This window comes from Streptomyces luteosporeus, from assembly GCF_039532865.1.
Lineage (GTDB): Bacteria > Actinomycetota > Actinomycetes > Streptomycetales > Streptomycetaceae > Streptomyces > Streptomyces luteosporeus.
In genome coordinates this window covers 231,909-257,142 of sequence record NZ_BAAASL010000006.1, presented here as the reverse complement: position 1 = coordinate 257,142, position 25,234 = coordinate 231,909, and the positions used below count along the sequence as shown (strand labels likewise).

General features: G+C 73.9%; 22 protein-coding genes and 3 tRNA genes. 9 read left to right on the top strand and 16 right to left on the bottom strand.

From position 1 onward, the window contains the following. Window positions 1-2: 2 nt before the first annotated feature. The 5 genes from ABD361_RS09835 to ABD361_RS09815 all read left to right on the top strand — a co-directional run bounded on the left by ABD361_RS09835 (window position 3) and on the right by ABD361_RS09815 (window position 4,371). A complete protein-coding gene (locus ABD361_RS09835; RefSeq protein WP_344434498.1) occupies window positions 3-764 on the top strand; it encodes a hypothetical protein in 762 nt (253 codons plus the stop codon). A 112-nt stretch (window positions 765-876) separates the two neighbouring features. Beyond that, window positions 877-1,656: an HAD-IIA family hydrolase gene (locus tag ABD361_RS09830; protein ID WP_344434496.1), complete on the top strand. Its 780-nt coding sequence runs from the start codon at window positions 877-879 to the stop codon at window positions 1,654-1,656. 140 nt (window positions 1,657-1,796) lie between these two features. Beyond that, the gene (locus ABD361_RS09825) at window positions 1,797-2,447 is read left to right on the top strand and encodes a hypothetical protein (protein WP_344434494.1); all 651 of its coding nucleotides are present in this window, start codon (window positions 1,797-1,799) and stop codon (window positions 2,445-2,447) included. A gap of 23 nt (window positions 2,448-2,470) precedes the next feature. Next, window positions 2,471-3,163 (top strand): class F sortase, encoded by a 693-nt coding sequence (locus tag ABD361_RS09820; RefSeq protein ID WP_344434493.1) that lies wholly within the window; start codon window positions 2,471-2,473, stop codon window positions 3,161-3,163. Window positions 3,164-3,324: 161 nt separating this feature from the next. Beyond that, on the top strand, window positions 3,325-4,371 hold the full coding sequence (locus ABD361_RS09815; protein ID WP_344434492.1) for a glycoside hydrolase family 6 protein: 1,047 nt from the start codon (window positions 3,325-3,327) through the stop codon (window positions 4,369-4,371). Between the two features lie 43 nt (window positions 4,372-4,414). Here ABD361_RS09815 and glxA read toward each other — a convergent pair whose 3' ends face one another. From glxA to ABD361_RS09800, 3 genes are all read right to left on the bottom strand, one after another. Further along, on the bottom strand, window positions 4,415-6,415 hold the full coding sequence (gene glxA / locus ABD361_RS09810) for a radical copper oxidase GlxA (RefSeq protein ID WP_344434491.1): 2,001 nt from the start codon (window positions 6,413-6,415) through the stop codon (window positions 4,415-4,417). Beyond that, on the bottom strand, window positions 6,415-8,265 hold the full coding sequence (locus ABD361_RS09805; protein WP_344434489.1) for a glycosyltransferase family 2 protein: 1,851 nt from the start codon (window positions 8,263-8,265) through the stop codon (window positions 6,415-6,417). Before ABD361_RS09805 ends, glxA begins: the two co-directional genes overlap by 1 nt. A gap of 323 nt (window positions 8,266-8,588) precedes the next feature. Continuing rightward, a tRNA-Lys gene (locus ABD361_RS09800) sits at window positions 8,589-8,662 on the bottom strand. Window positions 8,663-8,913: 251 nt separating this feature from the next. On the opposite strand from ABD361_RS09800, the gene ABD361_RS09795 reads away from it, so the two are divergent. Together ABD361_RS09795 and ABD361_RS09790 are read left to right on the top strand one after the other, a co-directional pair. Further along, window positions 8,914-9,720 carry a C40 family peptidase gene (locus tag ABD361_RS09795; RefSeq protein WP_344434488.1) on the top strand — a complete coding sequence of 269 codons (807 nt, stop codon included), beginning with the start codon at window positions 8,914-8,916 and terminating at the stop codon, window positions 9,718-9,720. Between the two features lie 179 nt (window positions 9,721-9,899). Continuing rightward, window positions 9,900-10,490: a lytic polysaccharide monooxygenase auxiliary activity family 9 protein gene (locus ABD361_RS09790; protein ID WP_344434487.1), complete on the top strand. Its 591-nt coding sequence runs from the start codon at window positions 9,900-9,902 to the stop codon at window positions 10,488-10,490. Window positions 10,491-10,539: 49 nt separating this feature from the next. Here ABD361_RS09790 and ABD361_RS09785 read toward each other — a convergent pair whose 3' ends face one another. The 5 genes from ABD361_RS09785 to ABD361_RS09765 form a co-directional block, all read right to left on the bottom strand. Further along, complete coding sequence (locus ABD361_RS09785) at window positions 10,540-11,403, bottom strand: cytochrome c biogenesis CcdA family protein (RefSeq protein WP_344434485.1); 864 nt, start codon at window positions 11,401-11,403, stop codon at window positions 10,540-10,542. Beyond that, window positions 11,400-12,167 carry a DsbA family protein gene (locus ABD361_RS09780; RefSeq protein WP_344434484.1) on the bottom strand — a complete coding sequence of 256 codons (768 nt, stop codon included), beginning with the start codon at window positions 12,165-12,167 and terminating at the stop codon, window positions 11,400-11,402. Before ABD361_RS09780 ends, ABD361_RS09785 begins: the two co-directional genes overlap by 4 nt. Window positions 12,168-12,245: 78 nt before the next feature. Then, complete coding sequence (locus tag ABD361_RS09775) at window positions 12,246-12,647, bottom strand: hypothetical protein (RefSeq protein ID WP_344434483.1); 402 nt, start codon at window positions 12,645-12,647, stop codon at window positions 12,246-12,248. An 85-nt stretch (window positions 12,648-12,732) separates the two neighbouring features. Then, window positions 12,733-12,806: transfer RNA gene (locus ABD361_RS09770), tRNA-Lys, on the bottom strand. A 98-nt stretch (window positions 12,807-12,904) separates the two neighbouring features. Then, window positions 12,905-13,663: an IclR family transcriptional regulator gene (locus ABD361_RS09765; RefSeq protein ID WP_344434482.1), complete on the bottom strand. Its 759-nt coding sequence runs from the start codon at window positions 13,661-13,663 to the stop codon at window positions 12,905-12,907. Window positions 13,664-13,846: 183 nt separating this feature from the next. On the opposite strand from ABD361_RS09765, the gene ABD361_RS09760 reads away from it, so the two are divergent. Further along, on the top strand, window positions 13,847-14,947 hold the full coding sequence (locus ABD361_RS09760; protein ID WP_344434481.1) for an LLM class flavin-dependent oxidoreductase: 1,101 nt from the start codon (window positions 13,847-13,849) through the stop codon (window positions 14,945-14,947). A gap of 226 nt (window positions 14,948-15,173) precedes the next feature. Here the strand turns inward: ABD361_RS09760 and ABD361_RS09755 are convergent, their stop codons facing one another. Continuing rightward, entirely contained in the window at window positions 15,174-16,838 is a 1,665-nt protein-coding gene (locus tag ABD361_RS09755; protein WP_425583187.1) for a putative bifunctional diguanylate cyclase/phosphodiesterase, read from the bottom strand. A gap of 547 nt (window positions 16,839-17,385) precedes the next feature. Between ABD361_RS09755 and ABD361_RS09750 the strand changes: the two genes are divergently transcribed. Further along, complete coding sequence (locus ABD361_RS09750) at window positions 17,386-18,621, top strand: M6 family metalloprotease domain-containing protein (protein ID WP_344434480.1); 1,236 nt, start codon at window positions 17,386-17,388, stop codon at window positions 18,619-18,621. Window positions 18,622-18,686: 65 nt separating this feature from the next. On the opposite strand, the gene ABD361_RS09745 is transcribed toward ABD361_RS09750, so the two are convergent. The 7 genes from ABD361_RS09745 to ABD361_RS09715 all read right to left on the bottom strand — a co-directional run bounded on the left by ABD361_RS09745 (window position 18,687) and on the right by ABD361_RS09715 (window position 25,141). Continuing rightward, window positions 18,687-18,760: transfer RNA gene (locus ABD361_RS09745), tRNA-Lys, on the bottom strand. A 56-nt stretch (window positions 18,761-18,816) separates the two neighbouring features. After that, a complete protein-coding gene (locus tag ABD361_RS09740; RefSeq protein WP_344434479.1) occupies window positions 18,817-19,500 on the bottom strand; it encodes a bifunctional DNA primase/polymerase in 684 nt (227 codons plus the stop codon). A 134-nt stretch (window positions 19,501-19,634) separates the two neighbouring features. After that, a complete protein-coding gene (locus ABD361_RS09735; protein ID WP_344434478.1) occupies window positions 19,635-20,000 on the bottom strand; it encodes a hypothetical protein in 366 nt (121 codons plus the stop codon). A gap of 96 nt (window positions 20,001-20,096) precedes the next feature. Further along, window positions 20,097-21,449 carry an AAA domain-containing protein gene (locus tag ABD361_RS09730; RefSeq protein WP_344434477.1) on the bottom strand — a complete coding sequence of 451 codons (1,353 nt, stop codon included), beginning with the start codon at window positions 21,447-21,449 and terminating at the stop codon, window positions 20,097-20,099. After that, on the bottom strand, window positions 21,446-23,029 hold the full coding sequence (locus ABD361_RS09725) for a hypothetical protein (RefSeq protein WP_344434476.1): 1,584 nt from the start codon (window positions 23,027-23,029) through the stop codon (window positions 21,446-21,448). Before ABD361_RS09725 ends, ABD361_RS09730 begins: the two co-directional genes overlap by 4 nt. Further along, window positions 23,020-24,228, bottom strand: coding sequence for a hypothetical protein (locus ABD361_RS09720; protein WP_344434475.1), 1,209 nt, complete (start codon window positions 24,226-24,228; stop codon window positions 23,020-23,022). Before ABD361_RS09720 ends, ABD361_RS09725 begins: the two co-directional genes overlap by 10 nt. Further along, complete coding sequence (locus ABD361_RS09715; RefSeq protein WP_344434474.1) at window positions 24,149-25,141, bottom strand: phosphatase PAP2 family protein; 993 nt, start codon at window positions 25,139-25,141, stop codon at window positions 24,149-24,151. The genes ABD361_RS09720 and ABD361_RS09715 overlap by 80 nt, the downstream gene beginning before the upstream one ends. Window positions 25,142-25,234: the final 93 nt, after the last annotated feature.

Sequence of the window (25,234 nt, the reverse complement as noted above, 5' to 3'; positions counted from 1 at the left end):
ACATGCCTCCACGACGCCTGCGGCGTGCCCTTCTCGCCGGCGCCGCCGTCCTCGCGCTCGGCGCCGCGACCGGCGCGGCGCGCCCGTCCGCGGACACCCCCGGGCTGCACTGCGGCGACCCGCGCAGCACCGAGTTCCCCATCACGTCACGTCTGATCGGCGGCCCGGCCGCGTACGAGCGCGGCGGGGCGCCCGCCGCCTGGCGGCTGGAGCTGCGCAACACCACCGCCGGCGCGTGCCGGGACGTCCATCCCGTCGCCGTCCTGGCCGACCGCCGGCGCGCCCTGCAGCCGGGCCACTTCCACCTGGACTTCTACGACACCGCGCACTCCCGCTGGCAGCCGGTGCGCTTCGAGCGGACCGACGAGGCGGAGAACGTCGGGGTCCTGGAGTCCGGTCTGGCCGTTCCCGGCCACGGCACGCTCGTCGTGCCCGTGCGCCTGGGTTTCTCCGGCGACGCCCCCGAGGGGCCGGTGACCGCCAACGTCACGACCGTGCAGCGGCGCGGCACGGACGGCGCGTGGGTGGGGGAGTCCGGCGACTACGCCTTCACCGTCGGTGCCGGTGACCGTGCCCGTGACGGTGCCGGTGGTACGGCCGCCGCGGCGCCGTCCCCGCGGGGCACCCCCGCCCGTGCGCCGGTGGCCGGCGGGCTCGCCGACACCGGTGACGCCCGGCTGATGTTCGGCCTGGGCGCGGTCTCCGGCGTCCTGCTCGTCGCCGGTGCCGGACTGCTGTTCGGGGGCCGCCGGCTGCGGCGCTGATGACCTGCCGGGCGACTGACTAGGCTGGGGGTGCCGGGACGGCGCACGAGTGGTGCCGTTCCGGTTGTCAGCAGGCCCCCGCCGCGGGGCGCGAGCACGGCAGGAGTCCGTTGTGGCAGAGCGCAAGCCGATCGAGTCCTGGCTCACCGACATGGACGGTGTCCTCATGCACGAGGGCATTCCGATTCCCGGTGCGGACACCTTCCTCAACCGGCTCCGCGAGTCCGGCAAGCCCTTCCTCGTCCTGACCAACAACTCCATCTACACCCCGCGCGACCTGCACGCCCGGCTGCGGCGCATCGGCCTGGAGGTGCCGGTGCCCAACATCTGGACCTCCGCGCTGGCCACCGCCCAGTTCCTGGACGACCAGCGGCCCGGCGGCACGGCGTACGTCATCGGCGAGGCCGGCCTGACCACCGCGCTGCACGACATCGGCTACGTCCTGACCGACTCCGACCCCGACTACGTGGTGCTCGGCGAGACCCGGACGTACTCCTTCGAGGCGCTCACCAAGGCCATCCGGCTGATCGAACAGGGCGCGCGGTTCATCGCCACCAACCCCGACGAGACCGGCCCGTCCGCCGGCGGCCCGCTGCCGGCCACCGGCTCCGTCGCGGCCCTGATCACCAAGGCGACCGGCGCCGAGCCGTACTTCGTCGGCAAGCCGAACCCGCTGATGATGCGCGCCGGCCTCAACGCCATCGGCGCCCACTCCGAGACCAGCGCGATGATCGGCGACCGCATGGACACCGACGTGCGGGCCGGCCTGGAGGCCGGCATGGAGACCTTCCTGGTGCTCACCGGGCTGACCCGGCCCGAGGAAGTGGACCGCTTCCCCTACCGCCCCTCACGCGTCGTCGACTCCATCGCCGACCTCGTCGAGCTGATCTGACGGATCCTCGCCGGCCCGCCGGCATTGCTCCGATCGCCGCCCGGTCGGCTGAGCCGATCACCGGATGGAGCAATAGGACTACGGTCCGGATGCGGCGGCGGACCGCACCGGGTGAACCTCTGGATGACAGGAGGTTCACCATGGATGCAGTCCGCTTCGCCCTCTGCGGAGCCGTGACGGCGGCCATCGCCGTCTGCGCGGGCCCCGCCCACGCCCACGACGGTCCCGCCCTGCGCTCCGGACCCCTGCAGCTCGCCCCGGTCTCCGGCAGACCCGGCGGCGAGGTGCGGCTGCGGGTCTCCGGCTGCGCCGGGGAGCGCGGCACCGCCTCCTCCGAGGCGTTCGTCACCGACGCCCGGCTCGCCAAGGACACCACGGGCCTGTTCGCCGAGGCCACCATCCGCCGGGCGGTGCGCCCGGGCACGTACCCGGTGAAGGTGACCTGCGCCGGCACGGACGCCACCGCCGACGGCCGGCTGACCGTCGTCGACGCCCACCGCGGCACCGCGCCCCACGACGCCCCCGACGACGACGTCGCCGCCCCCGGGCGCGCCGGCCACGACGCGTACGGCGCTCACGAGGAGGACGACGACGGGTTCGGCGACGCCGCCGGCCGCGACCGGGCGCACCCGCACGCCTCGCCGGTCGCCCCGGTGCCCGCCGGGGGCGGCGGCAGCGTGCCGGCGCCCGAGCGGCCCGACACCGCCGGCCTCGTCCTCGCCGGCACGACCGCGGCCATCGCCGGCGGGCTGATCTGGTACCGGAGGCGGACCGACGCGGCCGGGCGCTAGGGCCCGGGAGGCGAACGGCTGCCATGTCTGCCCCCTCTGCGCGTTCGAGCGGCACCGGCCGCCTGCTGACCGGCGTGGCCTGGGCCGCCCTGCTGGCCGCCCTGTGGCTGTGGGGCCGCGACATCACCGAGGTGCCGGTCGCCGGCGACACCACCACCGGCGACGTCGCCGCCGTGGGCCGGCCCGCCCCCAGCGAGCTGCCCCCGGCGCACCCGCCGCTGGCCGGGGCCCGCCCCCAGGGCCTGGCCATCAAGGCCATGAACGTGCGCGCCCCCATCGAGGAGCACGGCCTGAACCCGCTCGGCGCGGTGGACCCGCCCCCCTACGACCGCCCGGGCGCCGTCTCCTGGTACCGGGACGGGCCCCAGCCCGGCAGCGCCGGGGCCGCCGTCCTCGTCGGCCACCTGGACACCGACCGCGCCCCGGCCGTCTTCTACCGGCTCGGCGAGCTGAGGCGCGGCGCGAAGGTGAGCATCGCCCGGGCCGACGGCTCCATCGCCGAGTTCACGGTCGAGGACGTCTCCGTCTACGGCAAGGACCGCTTCGACGCCGCCAAGGTCTACGGCCCGCGCGAGAAGGGCCGCGCCGAACTGCGCCTGATCACCTGCGGTGGCACCTACGACCACGACGCCGCCTCCTACACCGCCAACCTCGTCGTCTCGGCCTACCTGACGGGGGTCGTCGAGCCCGCCCCCGCCGCCGGCCGGACGGCGTGAGGACCCCCCGGCCGGCCGGTCGCCCGGGAGGGCGAAGCGCCCCGTGTCGTACCGGGACCGCCCCCGCAGGGGGGTGCACCTGTGCCAGCATGGACGGGGCCCGCAGGGCCCAGGCACGTTGGCACGTCACCTCCACAGGCAGTACACCCAAGGGGGAGTGGATGTACCGCAGTCGGTCCGGCCGCCCGCGCCGGGGACGCAGGGCGGCGGTGGCCCGGGGCACGGCGGCGGTGCTCGTGCTGCTGGCCGCCGCGGGCTGTTCGACGTCCCCCGACGAGGGCCCGGCCACGGGCGCGGCCTCCCTGAGCCCGCCCTCCCAGTTGCCCAAGGACCGCACCCCCTTCTGGGTGAACCCGGACGGCACGGCGGCCCGCGCGGCCGTCCGGCTGATGAAGGACGGCAACGCCCACGACGCCGCCCTGCTGCAGAAGATCTCCGCCCGCCCGGTCGCCGAATGGGTGGGCCCCGACGACCCCGACGGACAGACGCGCGGCTTCACCGAGGCCGCCGCGGGCGCCGACCGCGAGGCGCTGCTGGTGCTCTACAACATCCCCCACCGCGACTGCGGCCAGTACTCGCGGGGCGGCGCCGCCGACGGCAACGCCTACCGGGCCTGGCTGGAGAAGGCGGCGAGCGGCATCGGCGACCGCCGGGCCACCGTGATCCTCGAACCCGACGCGCTGCCGCACATGGAGGACGGCTGCACCCCGCAGCAGTTCCACGAGGAGCGCTACGCCCTGCTTAAGGATGCCGTCGGCAGGCTCAAGGCCCTGCCGCACACCAAGGTCTACCTGGACGCGGGCAACCCGAGCTGGGTCACCCCCGCCGACCGGATGGCCGAGCCGCTGCGCCGCGCCGGCATCGACCGGGCCGACGGCTTCGCCCTGAACGTCTCCAACTTCCAGACCACGGACGCCAGCAAGGAGTACGGCCACCGCCTGTCGGAGCTGCTGGGCGGCAAGCACTTCGTCATCGACACCAGCCGCAACGGCAACGGCCCGCTCTCCGGCGACCACGACAAGGCGTGGTGCAACCCCGCGGGCCGCGCCCTCGGCGACCCCCCGACCGTCCGCACCGGCGACGACCTGGTGGACGCCTTCCTGTGGGTCAAGCGGCCGGGGGAGTCCGACGGCGCCTGCCGGGGCGGTCCGGACGCGGGCAAGTGGTGGGAGCCGTACGCCCTGGAGCTGGCCCGCAACGCCCACTGACCGGCGCCGGTCAGTGCGCGTTGCGGGCCAGCCGTCCCGCGCGTCACTCGTCCCGCGACTCCCGCGACTCCGGCGACTCCCGCGACTCCCGCGGCTCCGGGGCGAATTCCTCCGCGACCGGCACCTTGACCCACACCGCCTCGGACGGGGTGCCCTCGTCGTCGACGACCTCCAGCATGTACCAGCCGGGCGGCACCAGGGAGGGGTCCTTGGGGACGGTGACGGTCACGCCGCCGTCCGTCCGCGCGAGGTCCAGGGCGATCGAGCGCTGCTCGTTGTTGGTGACGTGGGTGAAGGAGCCCGGCCGGATCAGCCGCGCCCGGGCGATCCTGCGCGGATCGCTGGTGCGGTAGGTGCTCTGCTCCCCGAGCTTGACCGTCCTCGGCTCGGTGTCCTTGAACTCCGGCCGGTCGTCGCGGAAGCCGTACGGCGGGGTGTAGAGGTCGATCTGCTGCTGGAAGGTGCCCGGCTTGCTGTTGGCCTTGTCGCCGAAGAGCGAGTCGGAGCCGAAGGTCATCACCCGCCCGTCCGGCAGCAGCAGGGCGCCCGAGTGGTAGTTGCGGCCCACCAGCGGGTCGGCCACCGCTCGCGTGGTGTCGGTGGCCGGGTCGTACAGCTCGGCCTTGAGGACGTTGGAGTCGCTGCGGCCGCGGTAGTCGCCCGAGCCGTTGGTGGTCAGCACGGTGTCGTCCGGCAGGATGACGCTGCTGGGGTAGCGGACCTTGGCGTACAGCTCGGGACCGTCGTGGAAGCGGGGGGCCTCCTCGCGCAGGTCCACGATCCGGGTCTTCGCCGTGGACCTGCGGTTCTCCCCGACCCCGCCGCCGCCGAGGACCATGTAGCGCTGCTCCTGCGCGGGCGGCAGCAGCACCGACATCGAGGTCTCCAGCAGGTCCGGGTCGCTCATGCCGGGCACTTCGGTGAACTCGTTGGTCTCCAGGTCCCACAGGCCCGGGGTGCGGCCCTTGTCGGCCGGTCCGTAGCCGGCGTTGGAGCCGGTGTAGAAGATCCGGCCCCGGTCGGCGAGGAAGAGGGCGGGATAGGTGGGGAAGAAGCGCTCGGTGGGCAGATAGCGCCAGGTGCGGCTCGCGGGGTCGTAGACCTCGTTCTTGCCGGGGACGACCTGGCCGATCTCGTCCAGCCCGGACACCGACAGCACCCTGCCGTCCTGCAGGGTGGTCAGCGTGGGGTACCAGCGGGCCTCCTGCATGGGGTCGACGGTGATGTAGCGCTCGGTGACCGGGTCGAACTCGAAGGCGTCCTTGATGCCCTGGAAGTCCTTCTTGTCGAAGGACAGCTTGTTGGCGATGCCGTACGCGTTGCGGGCGTCCTCGCCGGTGAGGCCCTCGATGCGGTAGTTGTCGGTCGTCCCCGTCTCGTACTGCGCGCCCTTGCCGAGGGCCTCCACATAGACGCGCGCCGTGCTGGCCGTGACCGTGACCCGGTCGCCCTCGCCGGTCTTGCGGGCCCGCGGCACGAGAACGGCGTCCTTCGACTCGAAGGTCTTGTGGTTGTCCTTGCCGGTGAAGCGGGTGCCGGCGGGGAAGGTCATCGGCTTGTCGGGGTTCTCGTTGTGGACGATCATCAGGCCGCCGGCCTTGGTGACGTCGCCCTCCAGCTTCTCGTAGCGCTGGGTGCCCCCGGCCACCAGCAGCTTGCCGTCGGCGAGCTGGGTGTGGCCGGCGCAGAAGAGGTCCTTGGGCGTGGGGATGTTCTTGAAGGTGTTCTTGCGCGGGTCCCACAGGACCGTGCGGAAGGTCTTCGCCTTGAAGTTCGCCGCGTTGTTGCCCGATCCCGCGACCAGCAGCACCTTCCCCGTGTGCAGCAGGGCCGCGTGAATGGTGTTGATGCGGTACTCGCGGGGCACGTCCACGACGTCCCAGTGGCCGTTGCGCGCCTTGTAGTCCGGCTGGTTGATCTTGTAGTCGTGGTACTGGTGCGCGGCGTAGCCCCACAGGGCCGGGCCGTTCATGCCGGCCAGCGCCATCAGGGCGGCGGCCCCGAGGGCCGTGCGCCGGGTGCGGCGGCTCGGACGCAGGCGCATCACCGGGCGGCCTCCTCGGCGGGCCGCCGGGTGCGGTGCAGGCCCCAGCGCCAGGCGACGATGGGCGCCACGGTGATCACCAGGGCGAGCACGGCCCAGGTGCGCATCGCCACGTGGGTGTGGCCCAGCACGAACGAGGCCGCCAGCGAGCCGCCGAAGACCACCAGGAAGAACAGGTGGATGCGGAAGGTGCCGAAGAGGGTGTCGGGGCTGGCGGAGTCGCCCTTGGGCGTCACCACGAAGCGGCTCTTGCGGCGCAGCACGGCATCCATGAGCGAACGGGCGTAGACGGGCGCCGACAGCGCGGACATCACCATGCCGGCCAGGCCGCCGGAGCCCTCGGGCTCGTGCGGGGAGACGTTGTGCCGGCGGTTCCAGATGTACAGGCCGATCTGGAGGGCGGCGGCGTCGCTGTAGAGCATCATCCAGATCTCGGAGTCGATCGAGATGCCGGAGGCGCCCAGTCCGAGGAAGAGCGTGCAGCTCAGGGCGCCGAGCATCCAGTTGATCGCGGTCATGGGGTAGTAGATGACCATGAGCGTGTAGTTGAGGAACGGACCCGGCCCGAGGGTGAAGGGCCCCTTCCAGTACTGCTTGAGGATGGTCTCGTACGTGCCCCGCGACCAGCGCAGCTGCTGGGTGAAGAAGTCCGTCCAGGCGTTCGGCCCCTCGCCGACGGCGAGGACGTCGGGGGTGTAGACCGAGCGCCACTTGCGACCGGTGGCCGGGTTGCGGTGCCGGTGCAGCTCGAAGCCGGTGGCCATGTCCTCGGTGATCGAGTCGTACAGGCCGCCGATGCTCTTGAGCGCGGAGATGCGCACGGCGTTGTTGGTGCCGACGAACATGGGGGCGCCGTAGCGGTTGCCGGCGCGCTGGATCAGGGCGTGGAAGAGGAACTGCTGGCTCTCGGCGGCCTTGGTCACCGCCGTGTCGTAGTTCCCGTACACCTGCGGTCCAACGACAAAAGCGACATCCGGGTCACGGAAGTAACCGAGCATGCGCTCCAGGAAGTTGGGCAGCGGCACGTGATCGGTGTCGACGGAGGCGAAGAAGTCGTAGTCGTCGCCGTGCGCGTCGAGCCAGGCGTTGTAGTTGCCGTGCTTCGTCCTGGCCCGGTGCGGGCCCTTGGGCGTGTTCCACTTCTCGATCCCCTTGCGGCTGAAGTGCCGTACGCCCAGCCGCTCGCAGACCGCCTTGACCTCGGGGTCGTCGCCCTCGTCGAGGAGCCAGACGTGCACGGGACCCCGGTGGCGGACCCGGACGGCCGCCTCCAGGGTCTTGGTGACCATGGACAGGGGCTCCTTGCCGGGCACGAAGGACGTCAGGAAGGCGACCTTGGTGCCCGACTCGGGCACCACCGGTATGGGATCCCGGGCCACCAGGGTGGCGTGGGCGTTGGAGACGACGTTCAGCGTGCGGAAGAGCTCGATCAGCCCGATGGACACCAGCATCACCGCGTCCAGGGCCCGCATCAGCGCACTCGCGTGGTCGCGCTGCGTCCAGTGCGCGGGCTGCATCAGCCAGATCAGCAGGCCCAGCGAGACCACGGGCGCCGCCCCGAGCAGCAGTGCGGCCTGGATCCGGTGCGGCTCGTCGGCCAGCAGGCTGCGGTAGCGGACGCGGTAGGGGCCGGGCCCCTCGGGCGGCCGGCTCAGCGGGCCGGCCAGCCGGCTGTAGTGCTCGTAGTCGTAGCGGGGCAGGGGTTTGCGGCGGTACGGCGGGGAGGTCCGCCCCGGCGGGCCGGTGCGCCGCGGCCGGTCCGGCGAGCGGGCCGGCGCGGGCACGAGCACCCCCTCGGGCGGTGCAGAAACGGATCTCTGCTGCCGGGCACCGGCAGGCGTCGACGTCATAGTCATTCCCCCCGCACGCATGCGACTGCGTGTGTACGTGCCGTACGTGGGCCCCCCGGCCCCCCTCGACCCCGCCCAACTCACGGATTTCCCAGTGATATTGGGCGAAGACGTGCGTTTCAGGATCTCGAACCCAAGGTCATGATCGCAAGGGTGAAACGCGGTGCTTAGCGGGCAAAGTGGTGCGTCGAACGAAGATGCCCATGAAGGTTGCGGAAGGGAAGGAAAGTGGTCACATCTGACACGCTTGTGTCCTCGTGACCCGCAGGACGCACAGAACGACTCAGGGCTCCTCACGTGCGTGAGGAGCCCTGAGTCTCGCGTGCGCCGCCAGGGACTCGAACCCCGGACCCGCTGATTAAGAGTCAGCTGCTCTAACCAACTGAGCTAGCGGCGCCTGCTGACAGAGAAAACTCTACCTGACGTCCGGAGGTACTTCCGACCACCCCGGACGCCGCTCGGCGGGCGGCGTCCGGTCGTTCCTGCCGGGCAGGGCCGGCAGGCTGGGCGTTCTGTCCATTTATGCGGAGATTTCCTTTACGTAGGGTAATCGGCGCGCGGCATGCGGTTCCGTGCGACCGCTGGGAAGCTGTGGCGAACGAGGCGAAAGTTTTCTCATGATCCTCGTGAGGGGAAGGTGGCAGCGAGATGGCCGAGGACGCACCCGAGGACATATCCACCGCAGGCCCCGCCCGCGCCCGGCGGCACCCGGCGCGCGGGGCCCTGGTCGCCGCCGTCGGAGCAGCCGTGATCGCCGGCGCCGGCCCGGTCGCGGCGGCAGCGGAACCGTCGGACCCGTCGCCCGGAGTGGGGTCGGAGGCCGGCACGGCCGTCCAGGAGGACGCCCGGCACGGCGCCGACGAGGATCCCCGCGGCGGCGCCGGGCAGGACGCGGACCGCGAGACGGCCCCGGCCGGCGCCGAGGACACCGCCGGGGGCATCACCGAGGGCACCACCGAGGACGCCGCCGAGGATGCCGGCGTCCCCGCCGGGAGCCGGCCCGCCGCCCCCGACCTGGAGCCCGCCGTCGCCTACGCGCTGCGCCACATCGGCGACCCGTACGCCTTCGGCGCCGAGGGTCCGCACAGCTGGGACTGTTCCGGCCTCGTCCAGCAGGCGTACCGGCGCGCGGGCGTGCGGCTGCCGCGCCTGGCCGCCGACCAGTACCGCGCCACCCGGCACATTCCGCGCAGCGCGCTGCGCCGCGGCGACCTGGTCTTCTGGTCGACCGACGGCAGGGCCTCGGGGGTGCACCACGTGGCCATCTACGCGGGCGGCGGCCGCTACATCGAGGCGGCCCGACCCGGCACCCGCGTCCGGGTCTCGACCCTTGCGTACTACCCGCCGCAGCTCTACGGGCGGGTGGTGGGGGCGGGCCCGGCGCACGTCCTGCTGGGCGAGGACGAGGCGGACGCGCACGTCACCTGTTCGGACGATGCCGCGGGGTGCGGCTGAGGGGTTCCGGTCCGGCCGCCCGGTCACGGTGCGTGGCGTGATCGGGCGGGGGTCCGCGGCGTTCGTCAAGGGCGCCTTTTTGGCCTGGACATGACTACGGGCCGGTACTAGCCTCCTTGTTGGTCTAGACCGCGTTCCACTCGTCTCACAGAACCCCCCACGTTCGCGAGGAGTGACGTATGCGCAAAAAGATCAGCGCGACGATCATCGGCCTGAGCGTCGCCTGCATCTCCCTCTTCCCCGCCGGCAGTGCCGGCAGCCACGGCTACACCGACGCACCCACCAGCCGCCAGGCCTTCTGCGCCCAGGGCGCGGTGGAGGACTGCGGCGAGATCCAGTGGGAGCCGCAGTCCGTCGAGGGCCCCAAGGGCTTCCCGTCCCACGGTCCGGCCGACGGCACGCTCTGTGCCGGCGGCAACAGCCGCTTCGCCGAGCTCGACGACCCGCGCGGCGGCGCCTGGCCCGCCACGCAGGTCACGGCGGGCCGGAGCTACACGTTCCGCTGGCGGCTCACCGCCCGCCACGCGACCACGGACTTCCGCTACTACCTCACCAACGACCACTACCGGCCCGACCGGCCGCTCACCCGCGCCGACCTCGACCTGCAGCCATTCCTGACCGTGCCCTACGGCGGTCGCGTCCCCGACGCCACCGTCACCCACCAGGCCACGATCCCGGCGGGCCGCAGCGGCAAGCAGCTGGTCCTGGCGGTCTGGACGATCGCCGACACGGGCAACGCGTTCTACGCGTGTTCCGACGTGCAGTTCTGACGCCCGCCTCCGGTGCCGGGGCGCGGCCCCGGCACCGGAATGCGTACCGTCAGGACGGCCGGCCCGCCCCGCCGTCGCCGTCCCGCTGCTGCTCGGCGGGGTCGCGCCGCAGCGCGTACCGGGCCAGCAGGCCCGCGACGACCAGGGCGACCACGGCCAGCAGCGCGTAGTCGGGCACCGCGTCGCCCGCCCGCGCGGCGAGCTCCTGCAGACGGGACTCGGACGCGTCGTCCACCAGCCCCGGCAGCGCGGTCGTGCCGCCCCAGCCGAGGAAAAGCACCCCGATCCCGATGAAGAACAGCCCCGACAGCAGGGACGTGGTGTGCAGCCGCAGCCGGCCCAGCCGCAGCTCCCGGCCGCGCAGCCAGGCCCGGCCGCCCAGCCGGAAGCGCTCCCAGAACAGGGCCAGCACGAACAATGGCAGCGCCATCCCCAGCGCGTAGACGGCCAGCATCGAGGCGCCGTGCACCGGGTTGCCGCGCAGCGCCGTCATCGTCAGCACGGCGCCCAGGATCGGCCCGGCGCAGAAGCCGGCCAGCCCGTACACGCAGCCCAGCAGGAACGTCGAGGCCGCCGACGTCGGCGTGATGCGGCCCGCCGCCTCCTGCGCCCGCCGGGAGGCGAAGCCCAGGCCGAGGATCTGGGCCGCGCCCAGCGCGATCACCGTCCAGCCGCCGACGGTGATCAGCAGCTCGCGGTGGCCGTTGAAGAGCCGGCTGGCGGTGGAGGAGGCCGCCCCCAGGGGGACGAGCGTGGTGGCGAGCCCGAGGTAGAACACGCAGGTGCGGGCCAGCAGCCGGCCCGGCGTGGCCAGGGAGTAGGCGAAGAACGCCGGCAGCAGCAGCGCGCTGCACGGGCTGACCAGGGCGAGGACGCCGCCCAGGAAGGCGGCGAGGTAGCCGATGTCGGTCACCGGCCCGCCTTCCCGGACGCCGCGGCCGCCTCCTTCACGGCCCTGGCCTGGGCGATGGCGGCCTCGAACTCCTTCAGCGGCTGGGCGCCGGCCAGCGGCCGGCCGCCGACGAGGAAGGAGGGCGTGCTCTGCACGCCCAGGGAGTAGCCCTCCTCCTGGTCCTTCTTCACGGCCGCCGCGGCTTCGTCGCTGCCCAGGTCGGCGCGGAACTTCTCCAGGTCCGCGACGCCCGCGGAGCGGGCCAGTGCGGCCAGCTTGTCCTCGGCCAGCGCGTCGCCCTTGCGGTGCTCGGCGAACAGCAGGGAGTGGAACTGCCAGAAGCGGCCCTGCTTGCCGGCCGCCCAGGAGGCGCGGGCGGCCCGCTCGGAGTCCTTGCCGAAGATCGGGAAGTTGCGGAACTCGATGCGCAGCACGCCGGCGTCGACGTACTTCGCGAACAGCTCGGGCTGGGTCTCGCGGGTGAAGCGGCCGCAGTAGGAGCACTGGTAGTCGGCGTACTCGACGAGCACGACGGGCGCGTGGGGGCTGCCGGTGGCGAGCGGGTCGCCCAGCTGCCGGCGACTGGTCGCCTGTTCGAGCTTGTCGTAGGTGGCCTGTTGCGGGTCGTAGGCCGGCTGCGGGTCGGCGGAGGCCTGCGTGCCGGAACTGCTGCCGGAGGAACCCTTGCCGATGGCGATGCCGGCGGCCACCAGGGCCACCAGGAGGGCGACTATGGCGCCCACGGCCGCCCACCGGCGGGAGGGCGTGGAGATGCGTGCGGACATGGGGAACGTGACTCCCTGGGTCGTACGGGATCTGGGCGTGCTCGAGCGCGGCCCGGCGGCGGGCCGCCGCGGGGCCGTCTAGATTCGTAGGACGGGGAGCGGGCCGGTGGTGCCGGCCGGGGGAGCGGGCGGGGCGCGCACGCCCCCGGTCCGCGGCGCCCGGTCCTGCGGCAGGGTGCCGCGGGCGCCGGCCGGGCAGGTGACGGGATCGGCGTGCGGGACGGCGACGGCCGCCTGGACGCCGCCCAGCGGGCCGTCCTGCTGGCGGCAGGAGCCGCCGGAGGAGGTGTCCACGCGGAGGTCCGCCACGGGGACGGCCTCGGGGGTACGGACCGCGGAGGCGGCCCGCGCCGTGGTGGGCCCGCCGGGCGCGCCCCCGCCGGACGCGGCCGCGCCGACCAGGGGCGCGAGGACGACGGCCAGGAGGAGCAGGAGCACGGCGAGCGGGGCAGGGCGCTGCCACTGCGACGTGGGCGACACGCGCTGCTCCTTTCCGCCGATGCCCGCTGTCCGGCCGTAGTACGGCGAAGGCCCCCACCGTGTGGTGAGGGCCTTCGTCTGTCTGTGCGCCGCCAGGGACTCGAACCCCGGACCCGCTGATTAAGAGTCAGCTGCTCTAACCAACTGAGCTAGCGGCGCCTGCTGACAGAGAAAACTCTACCTGATGTCCGGGGGTGCTCCGAACCACGTGCCCCACCGGCCCCGCGCGCCCCGGTCCGGCAAGGGCTCCGGCCGGCTCACAGGGCCATCGACAGCAGCAGGGGCGCGGCGTGCCGGCTGAGCGTCTCCGCCGCCTCGCGCAGCCGGTGCGCGTGTCGCACCGGCAGGGACAGCGCCAAGGAGCCGACCGAGCGCCCCGCGGTCATCGGGACCGCCGCGCACACGGTGCCCACCGCGTACTCCTGCAGGTCGAGCACGGGCACGCTCGCCGGATGCGCGTCCAGCTTGCTGAAGAGCACCTTCTCGTTGGTGATCGTCCGGGAGGTCAGGCGCGCCGTGCGGTGCCGGGAGAGGTGGTCGCGCCGGCCGTCGTGGTCGAGCTGGGTGAGCAGGCACTTGCCGAGCGCCGTGGCGTGGGCGGCCGCCCGGAAGTCGACCCACTCGTTGACCTTGGGGGTGCGCGGCCCGTCCGCGTACTGCGTGATGCGCAGCTCGCCGTCCACGTAGCTGCTGAGGTAGACGGCCGCGCCGACCGTGTCGCGCAGCTTCGACAGCGAGTGCTGCAGCTTGCGCTCCAGGGCGGTCTTGCGGTCGTACCCGGCGCTCAGCAGGACCAGGGCCTCGCCCGTGACGTAGCCGCCGTCGCCGGTGCGCCGTACGTACTGCTCGCGGCGCAGCATCGCCAGCAGGCGGGCCAGGTGGGTCGCGGGCAGCCCGGTCTCGCGGGCGAGCTGGTCCTCGCCGACGCCGCCGGTGTGCCTGGCGACCGTCTCCAGCACGCGCAGGGCGTGCTGGACCGCGTGGAACGGTGCGGTCGGCTCGTGCCTGAGCGCCACGGTCTCCCCCTAGCGGTTACCTGTGGGTGTACCTCCGCCCACGATAAGGGCGAACCGGCCGCTCATGAGAGGGACTTGACGGGATCGAGGCGCAGCCGGAATAAACGGAGAGGCACTCCGGTTGAACACCGGCCGAGCCCACCGGCTCGCAGGCACAGGCGTTCATCAAGGAGGCGGGCCACCGTGGCCGACGTACAGGACGACACCATCCGCGCGACGGCGCTCGGGAGCGCCCCCGTGCCCCTGTCCGTACTGGACCTGGCGACCGTCGGCACCGGCCGCACCGCCCACCAGGCCCTGGGCACCACCGTCGAGCTCGCCCGGCTCGCCGAGCGGCGCGGCTACCACCGCTTCTGGGTCGCCGAGCACCACTCCATGCCGGGCGTGGCCAGCTCCTCCCCGGCCGTGATCCTCGCCCACCTGGCCGCCCGCACCGACCGCATACGCCTCGGCTCCGGCGGCGTGATGCTGCCCAACCACGCGCCCCTGGTGATCGCCGAGCAGTTCGGCACCCTGGAGGCGCTCGCCCCCGGGCGCATCGATCTGGGGCTGGGGCGCGCACCCGGCACGGACGGCGCCACCGCCGCCGCCCTGCGCCGCCGGGACCGGCTCGCCGAGGGCGCCGACGAGTTCCCCGAGCAGCTCTCGGAGCTCATCCGCTTCCTCGACGACGACTTCCCCGACGGCCACCCCTACGCCCGCATCCACGCCGTCCCCGGGCCCGTCCAGGGCCGGGTGCCCGGCGGGGTGCAGCGCGCCGACCGGCCCTCCATCTGGCTGCTGGGCTCCTCCGGCTTCAGCGCCCGCCTGGCGGGGCTGCTGGGCCTGCCGTTCTCCTTCGCCCACCACTTCTCCTCGGCGAACACGCTGCCGGCGCTCGAGCTGTACCGCGAGTCCTTCCGGCCCTCGGCCGTGCTCGACCGTCCCTACGCCAAGATCGGCGTGCAGGCGCTGGCCGCCGACGACCCCGCCGAGGCCCGCCGGCAGGTCCTCACCGGCGCGCTGTCGATGCTGCGCCTGCGCACCGGCCGGCCCGGCCTGGTGCCGTCGCCGCAGGAGGCCGAGAGCCACGCCCTGGGGCTCGCCGAGCAGGAGTTCGTCGCCGACTGGCTGCACAACGTGGTGTACGGAACGGCCGAGCAGGTGCGCGAGGGGCTGGACGCGCTGGTGAAGCGGACGGGCGTGGACGAGCTGATGATCACCGCCAACGTCCACGGGCCGCAGGCCCGCCTGCGCAGCTACGAGCTGATCGCGGACGCGTACGGCTTCCCGGCCGGCCGGTAGCCCACGCGCCGGACGGGGGCGGCCCCACGCCAGGCCGTGTCCGGCGGATCGCGCAGTGCCCCGCAGGGGCGCGGGGCAGCGTCAATCTGCGGCTCCGCCGCGCGGGCGCGACAATCCACGACGCGCCCGCAGGCGGGGGCCAAAGGTGGCGTGTCGGCTGCGGGCCGTCGGTGGCCGATCGCGCAGTTCCCCGCGCCCCTTGAGGGACGCCGTGGCCGGACACGGCCTACGGCCGTACGCCGGTGCTCAGCAGCGCCGAGATGCGCTCCGCCGGCACCGGGCGGGAGTAGAACCAGCCCTGCCCGGTGTCGCACCCGATCCGCCCCAGCCGCTCCGCCTGCTCCGCACTCTCCACGCACTCCGCCGTCACCGTCAGCCCCAGCCGGTGCGCCAGTTGCACCAGCGCCTCGACGATCGTCTCGTCCGCCGGATTGGGGTGCTCCTCGGCGCGGAAGCCGTGGACGAAGGATCCGTCCAGTTTGAGCGTGGAGACCGGCAGGCGACTGAGGTAGGCAAGATTGGAATAGCCGGTGCCGAAGTCGTCGATGGCGATGGCCACGCCCATGTCGCTGAGCGCCTGCAACTGCTGCAGCGGCCGCCCGGCCGACCCCATCACCGCCGACTCCGTCAGCTCCAACTGCAGCAGGCTCGCCGGCAGCCCGGTCTCGGCGAGGATGCCGGCCACGTCGGCGACGAGGTCGGAGTCCCACACCTGACGCACCGCCACGTTCACGCTGACCACGAGCGGTTCGCCGGGGTGGTCCAGCTGCCAGCGGCGGGCCTGGCGGCAGGCGGTGGCCAGCACCCAGCGCCCCAGCGGCACGATGGCGCCGGTCTCCTCGGCCAGCCCGATGAACCGGTTGGGGCCCAGCGTGCCGAACTGCGGGTGCCGCCAGCGCACGAGCGCCTCGACCCCGCGCACGACGCCGTCGCCGAGCCCCACCAGCGGCTGGTACTGCAGGTCGAACTCCTCGCGCTCGACAGCGGGACGCAGGGTGTTCGACAGCGTCTGCCGGGTCATGCGGTGGGCGTTGCGCTCGGGGTCGAAGAGCGTCCAGCGGGCCTTGCCGTCCGCCTTCGCCCAGTACAGCGTGGTGTCCGCGGCCTGCATCAGCTCGGTCGCGTGCGTCCCGGCGCACGGACGCTCGACGACCCCGATGCTCGCCGAGACCGCCAGGCGCTGGCCCGCCACCTCGAACGGACGGGCGAGCGCGCTCTGCACGGCACCGGCGAGGTCGATCAGCTGCTGGGTGCCCGTGGAGTCCTCCACCATCAGGGCGAACTCGTCCCCGCCGAGCCGGGCCACCAGGTGGCCGCCGGGCGCGGCGCACTCGGCCAGCCGCCGTGCCACCGCGGTCAGCAGCCGGTCGCCGGCACGGTGGCCGAGCGTGTCGTTGACGGCCTTGAAACCGTCCAGGTCGAGGTAGCACAGCCCGATCCGGCCGCTGCGCCGGGGGCGTTCGCCGGCCGGCGCCGGCAGCGCCTCGGGCGCGGCCAGCGCCCCGGCCAGGCGCTCGAAGAACAGGCTGCGGTTGGGCAGCCCCGTGACGGGGTCGTGCATCCGCAGGTGCCGCAGCCGGGCCCGCAGGTCGCGGCGGTCGCTGATGTCGGCCACCGACAGCAGCGCGGTGCGGGTCTCGGGCAGCGGGGTCACGGTCACCTCCGCCCACAGCCGTCCGCCGCCGGCTTGTCTGAGCCTGCGCGTGCAGTGCAGGCTCTCGCGGCGGCCGAGCAGCACCTCCCGGTAGGCGCTCCACAGCCGCAGGTCGTCGCGCAGCCCGGTGAACTCCGCGGCGGGGCGGTCCCGCAGGTGCTCCGGATCGGTGCCCAGCAGGGCGGCGAGGGCGTCGTTGGCGGTGCGTACGAGGCCGTCGCTGCCGACGACGGCCATGCCGAGGCGCGCGGCTCGGAAGGCAGCGCGGAATTCAATTGACGTGACGTTACGTTGCGTGACGACTGGTGGCTCCGAATCGGGCGTTCCGTCCCGGCCGTCGAGTGCTCCGCTCAACGCTCGCTCCCGCGTGGCATCGGTTCCGCACGGATCCCCGTGCGGGTGTCGTGTGTCTCGTACGCGTGGTGGAAAAGGCGGCAAATGGCCGCCTGTAGGGGGATTCCGTGCTGGAAGTGTGGCGAGCATAGAGCCCGCGCAGGGACCGTTCCAGCGGCCCGGCCGCGAGGGGTGGTGCCGCAGGCGTGGTCCCGACCGATTCCGTCCGTCCGTGAGCGCGTGTGCACAGTCGTGCCCGGGACTGCTTGGCAAATCTTCTTGATTGTCTTCCTCGATTGACCGTCCGTGACTGAGTGTGATGTACCCAGAAGTCGGCTTAGTCACTCGACTGGGGTAGTGAAACGGGGCATAACACCGCAAATAACAAGAGGGTGGGTGAGGTCTCCCAATTCCGTCCCCGGAGGTCGACGTGGTGCGTCCGCTGACACCCATGGGAGTGGACCCGCTGCGGCCCCGCCGCCCGCAGCGGCCCCGGCTGCGCCGCGCGGGCGCGGTCCTGACCAGCCTGTGCGCCATCGCCACGACCATCGCCGCGGCCCCGGCGCACACCACCGGCCCGGGCGGGCCCTGCGCGCTCCCGCGCAGCCAGGCGCACCACTCCGAGGGCCTCGACACCTGGAACCCGGACTACCCGCGCCCCCTCGGCCGCCTCGACGCCGTCATGATCTTCCTGTCCTTCCCGGACTCCCGCCCCGTGGTGACCCCCGACCGGCTCGCCGCCGACCACTTCCCCGGCACGTCGCGCTTCTTCGAGCGCGCCTCCTACGGGCGCTTCACGCTGCGCGTGCACCCCCTCAAGCGGTGGCTGCGCATGCCCAGGCCCTCCGGCGAGTACCACATACAGCGTGACTGGGACGGCGAGCGGCGCTCGGCCTACCTGCGCGACGCCGTCGCCGCCGCGGACAAGACGGTGGACTTCCGCCACTTCAACCTCGTGTACCTCGTCGCCGACCCCGACGCCCCCGGCGTCGACTCGGACGCGACCAAGGTCGTCAACCTGGAGGAGCCCATCCGTGTCGACGGCACCGAGCTGCAGCGCGTCGTCACCGTCTTCGAACACCACCCGCCCGACCGCAACGTCCTGGCCCACGAGACCGGCCACGTCCTGGACCTGCCCGACCTGTACCACCGGCCCACCGACGGCAAGGGCGACTGGGACACCCACGTCGGCGACTGGGACATCATGGGCAGCCAGTTCGGGCTGGCCTCCGAGCCCTTCGCCTGGCACAAGTGGAAGCTGGGCTGGCTCGGCCCCCGCCAGGTCCACTGCGTCAGCAGCTCCGGCAGCACCCTGCACACCCTGCAGCCGCTGGAGTCGCCCATGCGCGGCAGCGGGGACGGCCGGACCCGGATGGTGGTCGTGCGCACCGGCGCGGCCAGCGCCATCGTCGTCGAGGCGCGCACCGCGAACGGCAACGACGCCGGCACCTGCACCGAGGGCGTGCTCGTCTACCGGGTGCGCAGCGACACCGCCTCCGGCAGCGGACCCATCCAGGTGCTGGACGGCCACCCCGCCGGCCACGCCTGCTGGGGCGAGTCCGTCTACCCCCCGCTCGCGGACGCCCCGCTGGGCGCGGGGGAGTCCCTGGAGGCGGACGGCGTACGGGTGGAGGTGCGCGGCCGGGCGCCCACCGGCGCCTGGAACCTGAGGGTCACCAGAGGGTGACGCCCCGTACCGGGAGCGCGTACGCCGAAGGCCCCCACCATGCGGTGGGGGCCTTCGGCTGTCTGTGCGCCGCCAGGGACTCGAACCCCGGACCCGCTGATTAAGAGTCAGCTGCTCTAACCAACTGAGCTAGCGGCGCCTGCTGACGTGGAAGACTTTAGCACCCCGATCCGGTGGAAAGAAAATCCGTATGTTTCAGCGGGCGGGATGCGTGGGTACAGGAGCTTTCCCTGCGGTGCCTTTCCCTGCGGCTCCTTCCGCCGCGGCCCGCAGACACGCCCACAGCAGCACGTCCGCGCCCGGCAGCCACGGGCGGCGGACCTCCGGGGCCACCAGCCAGCGCGCGGCGGCCGGCCCGTCCTCCCCGCCCGCGGGGAACGGCGGCGGCACGGTCACCGCGTCGCCCGTGCCGTAGTACAGCAGCGACGGCGCACTGCGGCCCGTACGGCTCCACTCCTCCCAGGCCAGCAGCGCCGGCAGGCGCTGGGCCGTGCCCGGCGCGGCGAACAGCAGCAGCCTGCCCCGGTACGCGGCCACCGGGCCGGACCCGGGGGCGCCGGGCGACCACAGGCGGTCCAGCATCCCGCGGCCGAAGAGCACGGGCGCGTCGATCACGTCGAAGACGGTGCCGCAGGGCAGCTCTACCGGGGCACCGGGGTGATGCGCCCACAGCGTGTGCACCCGGTGGGGGAAGCGGTCCGCGGAGGCCAGCCAGTCGATGCCCGCCAGCGTGACGAAGGCACCCTGCGCCCGCGGGCCGGCGCCGGCGCGGGTGCCGGTTCCGGTGCCCCGGGCGGAAGGCCGGTGATCGGGGGTGCGACGAGCGGGGGAGGGGGAGGGCGAGGGGACGGGGTGCGGAAGGTACGACCGGGTGCTCATGGCCCCATCGTCGGGGCCCCGCCGGGGGGTCTTCGGGCTACTTCCCGGAATTCGGGACAGAGGCCCGGACCGTGCGCTACTTTGTGCGCCGCATATGCCAACGGCCCATGGTCGGGGACCACGGGCCGTACGGGTCACTCGGCGGCGGCGCTGCCCCGCAGCAGGTCACGGCCGAATTCGACCATCTTCTTGGTGTAGTCCTCGCTCCACTCGGCGCGCGCCGCGATCACCGCCATCGGCAGCCGGTCGAAGCGCCGGGGATCGGCGAGCTGAGCCGCCGCCACCGCCTGGAACTCCATCGCCCGGTCCGCGGCCGCCCGGAAGGCCAGTGCCAGCTCCGTGGAACGGGTCAGCAGCTCACGCGGATCCTCGATCGACTCGAGGTCGAAGAAGTGCTCGGGGTCGGCGACGGCCTCGGGCGGCTCGAAGAGCAGCTGCGCGGGCTTCAGGCGGCGCGGGGCACTGCCCTGCGCGCCGGGAGCCTGCTTCGGCTCGCACATGTACATACCTCCACAGATTCGTCTGCACCGCCATCCATTGTCCTGCCACGCGCAAGTGCGCCCCCACTTCGTCCCGCGCGCTGCCACGGCCTGCGATCACGGCTGCCAGCGGATGCGGTGTTCCGCGAGATGGGCCAGGACCGCGTGATTCGCCTCCCACCCGTCCGGGAACTTCACCGTCACGCCCAGCTGGACCGGCTCCGTCGAGGGGTGCTCGTCCAGGAGGCGGTCCACGCCCGCGCGGCAGACCACGATGCACGCGTGGCGGTGGCGCGAGGCCAGGACGCACAGGCGGCCCGTCTCCAGGTGGAACGCCGTCGCGTCGGGGCGGCCCGAGAGCGGGTGCAGGACCACCGTCACGTCGAACTCGCGGCCCTGCAGACGGTTCGCCGTGTCCACCGTCACCCCGGTCGCGCCCAGGCCGGCCAGGGCCGCCCGGACGGCCGCCGCCTGGTCGCGGTGGGCCGTGCCCACCGCGATGCGGTCGGCCGTCAGGGGCGCCGGCTCGGGGGAGCGCTCGCTGGTCACCGCGCCGCCGCGGTCCAGCAGGCGGCGCACCACCAGGGCGACCGCACCCACCGCCTCGGGGTCCGTGCGCGGCGTGTGCCGGGCCGGCAGCTCCAGCAGGCCCCAGCCCGACGCGGCCGCCTCGTCCAGCACCTGGTCCGGGCCCGTGCCGTCGGAGGGCACGCCGAAGGCCAGCCGCCGCTCGCCGTGGCCGGTGCCGCTGCGGAACGGCGTGTACGGGTAGAACGCGTCCGACACCAGCGGCGCCGCCGTCGCGGGCAGCCGCCAGGACACCGGCAGCCGGTGTTGCGGCAGCGACGGGTTGTGGGCGAGCAGCGTGCTGACGGCGCTCGCCGACGGGTCGTACGACAGCCCGGCCCACTGTTCCGCGGCGACCTGGCTGAACGGGTCCAGCTGGCCGGGGTCCCCGACGAACAGGGCCCGCTCGAACAGCCCGGCCACCGCCAGCAGCGCGTCCGAGCGCATCTGGTAGGCCTCGTCGACGATCGCGTGGCCCCACGGCTCGGCGACCTTGGTGTGCGCCCACTTCGCGGCCGTGGAGACCACCACCTCCAGCCCGGCCAGCTCGGCCGCCTTCGCCGAGGTGACCACCGACGCGAGGCCGTCGAGGGCGGGGTCGTAGGCGCCCTTGTCGTTGCTGTGCAACCGGCCGACCGGCAGGTCGGGGTCCTCCTTCGCCAGCCGCAGGACCAGGTCGTCGACCTGTGCGTTCGTCTGGGCGACGATCATCAGCCGGCGGCCGGCGGCGGCCAGCTCCCGGGCCGCCCGGACCACCAGCGTCGACTTGCCGGCGCCCGGCGGGGAGTCGACCACGACGCCGCGGTGCGGGCCGTGCAGGGTGTCGTGCAGGATCGCGTCCGTGGCCGCTGCGGCCGCCCGGGCGGGGTCGAAGACGCGGCCGTGCGCCGTGCGTACGGTCACAGGTAGTCCTCCGGGGTCACGGGATCGGGGCCGCCCGCCTCTCCGCCCGCCGGTCCGCTCGCGAGGGCGCCCGCGGGGCCGTCCGGCGGGCCGCCGTGGGTCCACGGCGTCTCCTCGGGGTCCGGCAGCTCGGGCCCGCCGCGCGGCGCGTGCTCGAACAGCGTCCAGCACACGGTGTCGCCCGGGACCGGCACCGAGCCCTTCTCGGGCACCTTGCCGCGTCCCATCCCGCCGGTCAGCCGCACGGTGATCTCGCCCGTCGGCTCGTCGTACGCCACGAACTCGGCCGGCTGGGAGCGGCCGCTGCCGTCGGGCAGGACGCGGTACACCCGGGCGCCGTCCGCCAGGTGCGGGGTGTCGCCGGTGCGCAGGGTCACCAGCGGCCGCGGTCGCGGCACCTTGGCGTCGGTGTGGAGCATCACGACCGCGCTCACCTCGCCCGCGAACGCCTCCCCGGCCAGCCGCCGCTCGGCCATCACCAGCGCGTCGTCCAGCGCCTCCTGGGCGTACAGCTGCGCCTGGGCCGTCTCGCGGGAGGCGAGCTTGCGGGCGGCGGTCACCGCGTCGTCCCGCCGGGGCTGCGGGGGCTCGCCGGCGCGCAGCCGGTCGCGGTGGGCGGTGTACGACCAGCGGTCGCGCTTCCAGCGCTCGGCCACGTGCGCCCCTTCGGGCAGGGCGCGCAGCAGGTCGAGGCCGTGCCAGACGGCGTCCCAGGTGGGGCGCAGCTGGCCGGCCAGCAGGTCGCGTATCTCCCGCTCGGCGGCGGCGAGCTGCTCCCGCGCCGCGGCGGTGGCGTGCGGGGCGGCCTCCAGCAGCCGGCTGCGGGCGGTGTCGTAGCGGGCGACGGCGGGGCCGAGGAGCTTGTTGTCGAAGACGGGGTCGGTGGCGGGGCCGGCCGGGGGCTGCCGCAGCAGCCCGTCCGGGCCGCGCTCGGTCTCCGCGCGCAGGGCGGCCTCGGCGCCCGTCGTGCCCTCGGGCGGGTCGATCCAGGCGAGCAGGGCACCGAGGTGCTGGTCCTCCAGGACGCTCTGGCCGGTGGCCCAGTGCCGGCCCAGGACCTGGGTCATGGCCAGCAGCAGCGAGGAGCCCGGCATCCGTGCGCGCTCGCCGTAGTGGGTCAGCCAGCGGCCCAGCAGCGGCACGCGCGGCGGGGCGGGGTGGGGCGTGTCGGGGTCCTGCTCGGCGGTGCGGCGGAAGCGCATCGAGCGGCCGAGCAGGCGGACGTACTCCACGGCCGCGGCTCCGGGCACGAGCAGCTGCGGGGCGTCGGCGCACAGCTCCGAGCCGGGCTCGGTGGCGTCGAGGTGCTCCTCGATGTGCGGCAGCAGCGCGTCGGCCAGCTCGGCGAGGAACGCCGAGCGCAGGTCGCGGTCGCGCGGCTGGGGCACGATCAGCAGCCGGGGGGCGTCGCGGTCGGTGCCCACCATGGCGCCCAGCGGCGCGCCGGCCTCGCCGGCGGTGGTCAGGGGGACGAGGACGAGCGGGCGCTCGGCGAGGTGCCGGTGGCGCACGGTGGCCAGCGGTGTGGCCCGCCCCTCCCGCACGGCTTCCAGGCGCGCGAGCGTACCGATCAGCGACATGCGGCCTCCTCCCGGGAGCCCCGCAAGGGCGCGGGGAACTGCACGATCGGCCGGCCCGCTCCCGCCAGCGCCTCCGCGCGCAGCGCCGCCGCCCGGCGCAGCGCGGCCACCGTGGGGTCGGCCGCGTCGCCGTGCTCGCCGCGGGCGGCGGCGAGCACCGAGCCGACCGTGGTCAGGCCGCCCAGCTCGCCGCGCACACCCCGGCCCAGCGCCTGGACGGAGTCGCCCGCCCGGGCCTTGGCACGGCAGTGGAAGGCGAGCTCGCAGGCGGCCAGGCACTCGGGGGCGTAGGCGGCGGGCACGGCGTCGAGGGCCTCGGTCAGCTCGCCGGCCGGGCGGCACACGTCGAAGCTGGTGCCGTCGGGCAGCGTGGCGGCGATGTCCTCGACCTCGGTGAGCCGCGTGAGCTGGCGGCGCGTGGTGGCGCACTGTTTGCGCAGGTCGACCAGGGCGGCGGTGGGGAGGTTGGAGAAGTCCTTCGGGCACACGAGCAGGGCCTGGGACCGCACGGTGGCGCCCTCGGTGTGCGCGGCGACGGCTTCGAGGGCGAGGGCGTAGACGGCGGCCTGCCGGGCCGCTGCGCCCACCTTCGCGGAGTCGGCGGCGCCGTCGATCATCGGGAAGGACTTGATCTCGACGACCGTCCATTCGCCGCCGGGGTGCACGACGATCGCGTCCGGCTCCAGGTAGGCGGGTGTGCCGGCGACGGGCAGCGCGAGCATCGGATGGTCGAGCACCGCCCATCCGCCGGCAGTGGTGGCCTCGCGCAGGGCGAGGGCGGTGCGGGCCGTGCGGCCCTCGGGGCCGGCTGCGGTGAGGTCGGGGGCGGTCACGGCGCCGGGGGCGGGCGGCTCGGAGCCGTCGGCGAGCCGCTCGTGCAGCAGGCGGGCCAGCTCCGCGCCGCCGTCGGCCTTGACGCGGGACTCGAAGGAGTGACCGCGCATGAAGGCGAACTGCGACTGGCCGAAGGACGAGGGCGTCCCCAGCGCCCGCGCGAGGGCGGCCTTGTCGATACCCGCGCCGTCGAGCAGGGCGCGGCGGTGGCAGCCGGGGTTGGCGGCCAGGGCGGCGAGTGCGCGGGCGTCGAGCGGCAGCGGTGGCACCGCCGGCCCGCGCAGCTCAGCGAGCCGCTGTCGCAGCGCCTTCGGTGCGGGTGTCTCCGGCCTCGCCCCGGGCCGGCTGTCGGGGGAACTGGTCACTGGCGTCCGCCTCGCGAAGTGTCTGTGGCGCCTGCGCCGCCACGCCCGCCCCGGCGCGGGAGCCGGACGGGGTCGCGCCGGTGGGCGCTGTACCCGCCGAAGTCTCGCACCCGCCACTGACATTCGCGGCCGTACCGGCCGTCCCGGCCGCCGGCGTGCCTGTGAGCCGGGCCCGGATCCGGTCGGCCAGGCGCAGGGCGCGGGGTGCGAGCAGGTAGCCGGTGCCCATGACGGCGGCGCCGGCGAGGGCGTCGAGGAAGTAGTGGTTGGCGGTGCCCATGACGACGAGGGCGGTCAGCAGGGGGTAGCCGACGCCGGCGACCTTGGCCCACAGGGAGCGGCCGTGGCGCCACAGGACGACGCCGCACCACAGGGCCCAGCCCACGTGGAGGCTCGGCATGGCGGCGTACTGGTTGGTGAGCCCGCCGAGTCCGCGCGGGGCGCTGGCCTCGGCGCCCCACCAGCCGTACGCGGAGTACTGGCGCATCGTGTCGACGAAGCCGTAGGCCTCGTCGAGCAGCCGGGGCGGGCAGGTGGGCAGCAGGGTGAAGCCGATGAGGCCGATGAGGGTGGAGAGCATCAGCCAGGTGCGCAGCCGGCGGTAGTGGCCGGGGCGGCGCCGGAAGAGCCACACCAGCAGCGCCGGTGTGACGAGGTAGTGCAGCGAGGCGTAGGCGAAGTCGGCGGGTATGCCGAGCGACGCGTGCTCGGTGAAGAACCGGTTGAGCGGGTGCTCAAGATTGATGCGAAACGTTTTTTCAAGGTCGAGTATGCGCAGGCCGTGATCCACGGCGTCCTGCTGATCGCCTCTGGCGAGGAGCCGGCCGGCCGAGTAGAGCCCGTACACCACGGCTATCAGTGGCAGTTCGGTCCACCAGCGCGGCCGCTTCTCCAGCGGTGCGGTGCGGTACATCCGGACGGCTCTCCATCGGTTCAGGCGACATCTTCAGGCGACCCATGAGCGCGCAAGCAACCAACCGTACGGTGTACGCCACATTGCTCGCAC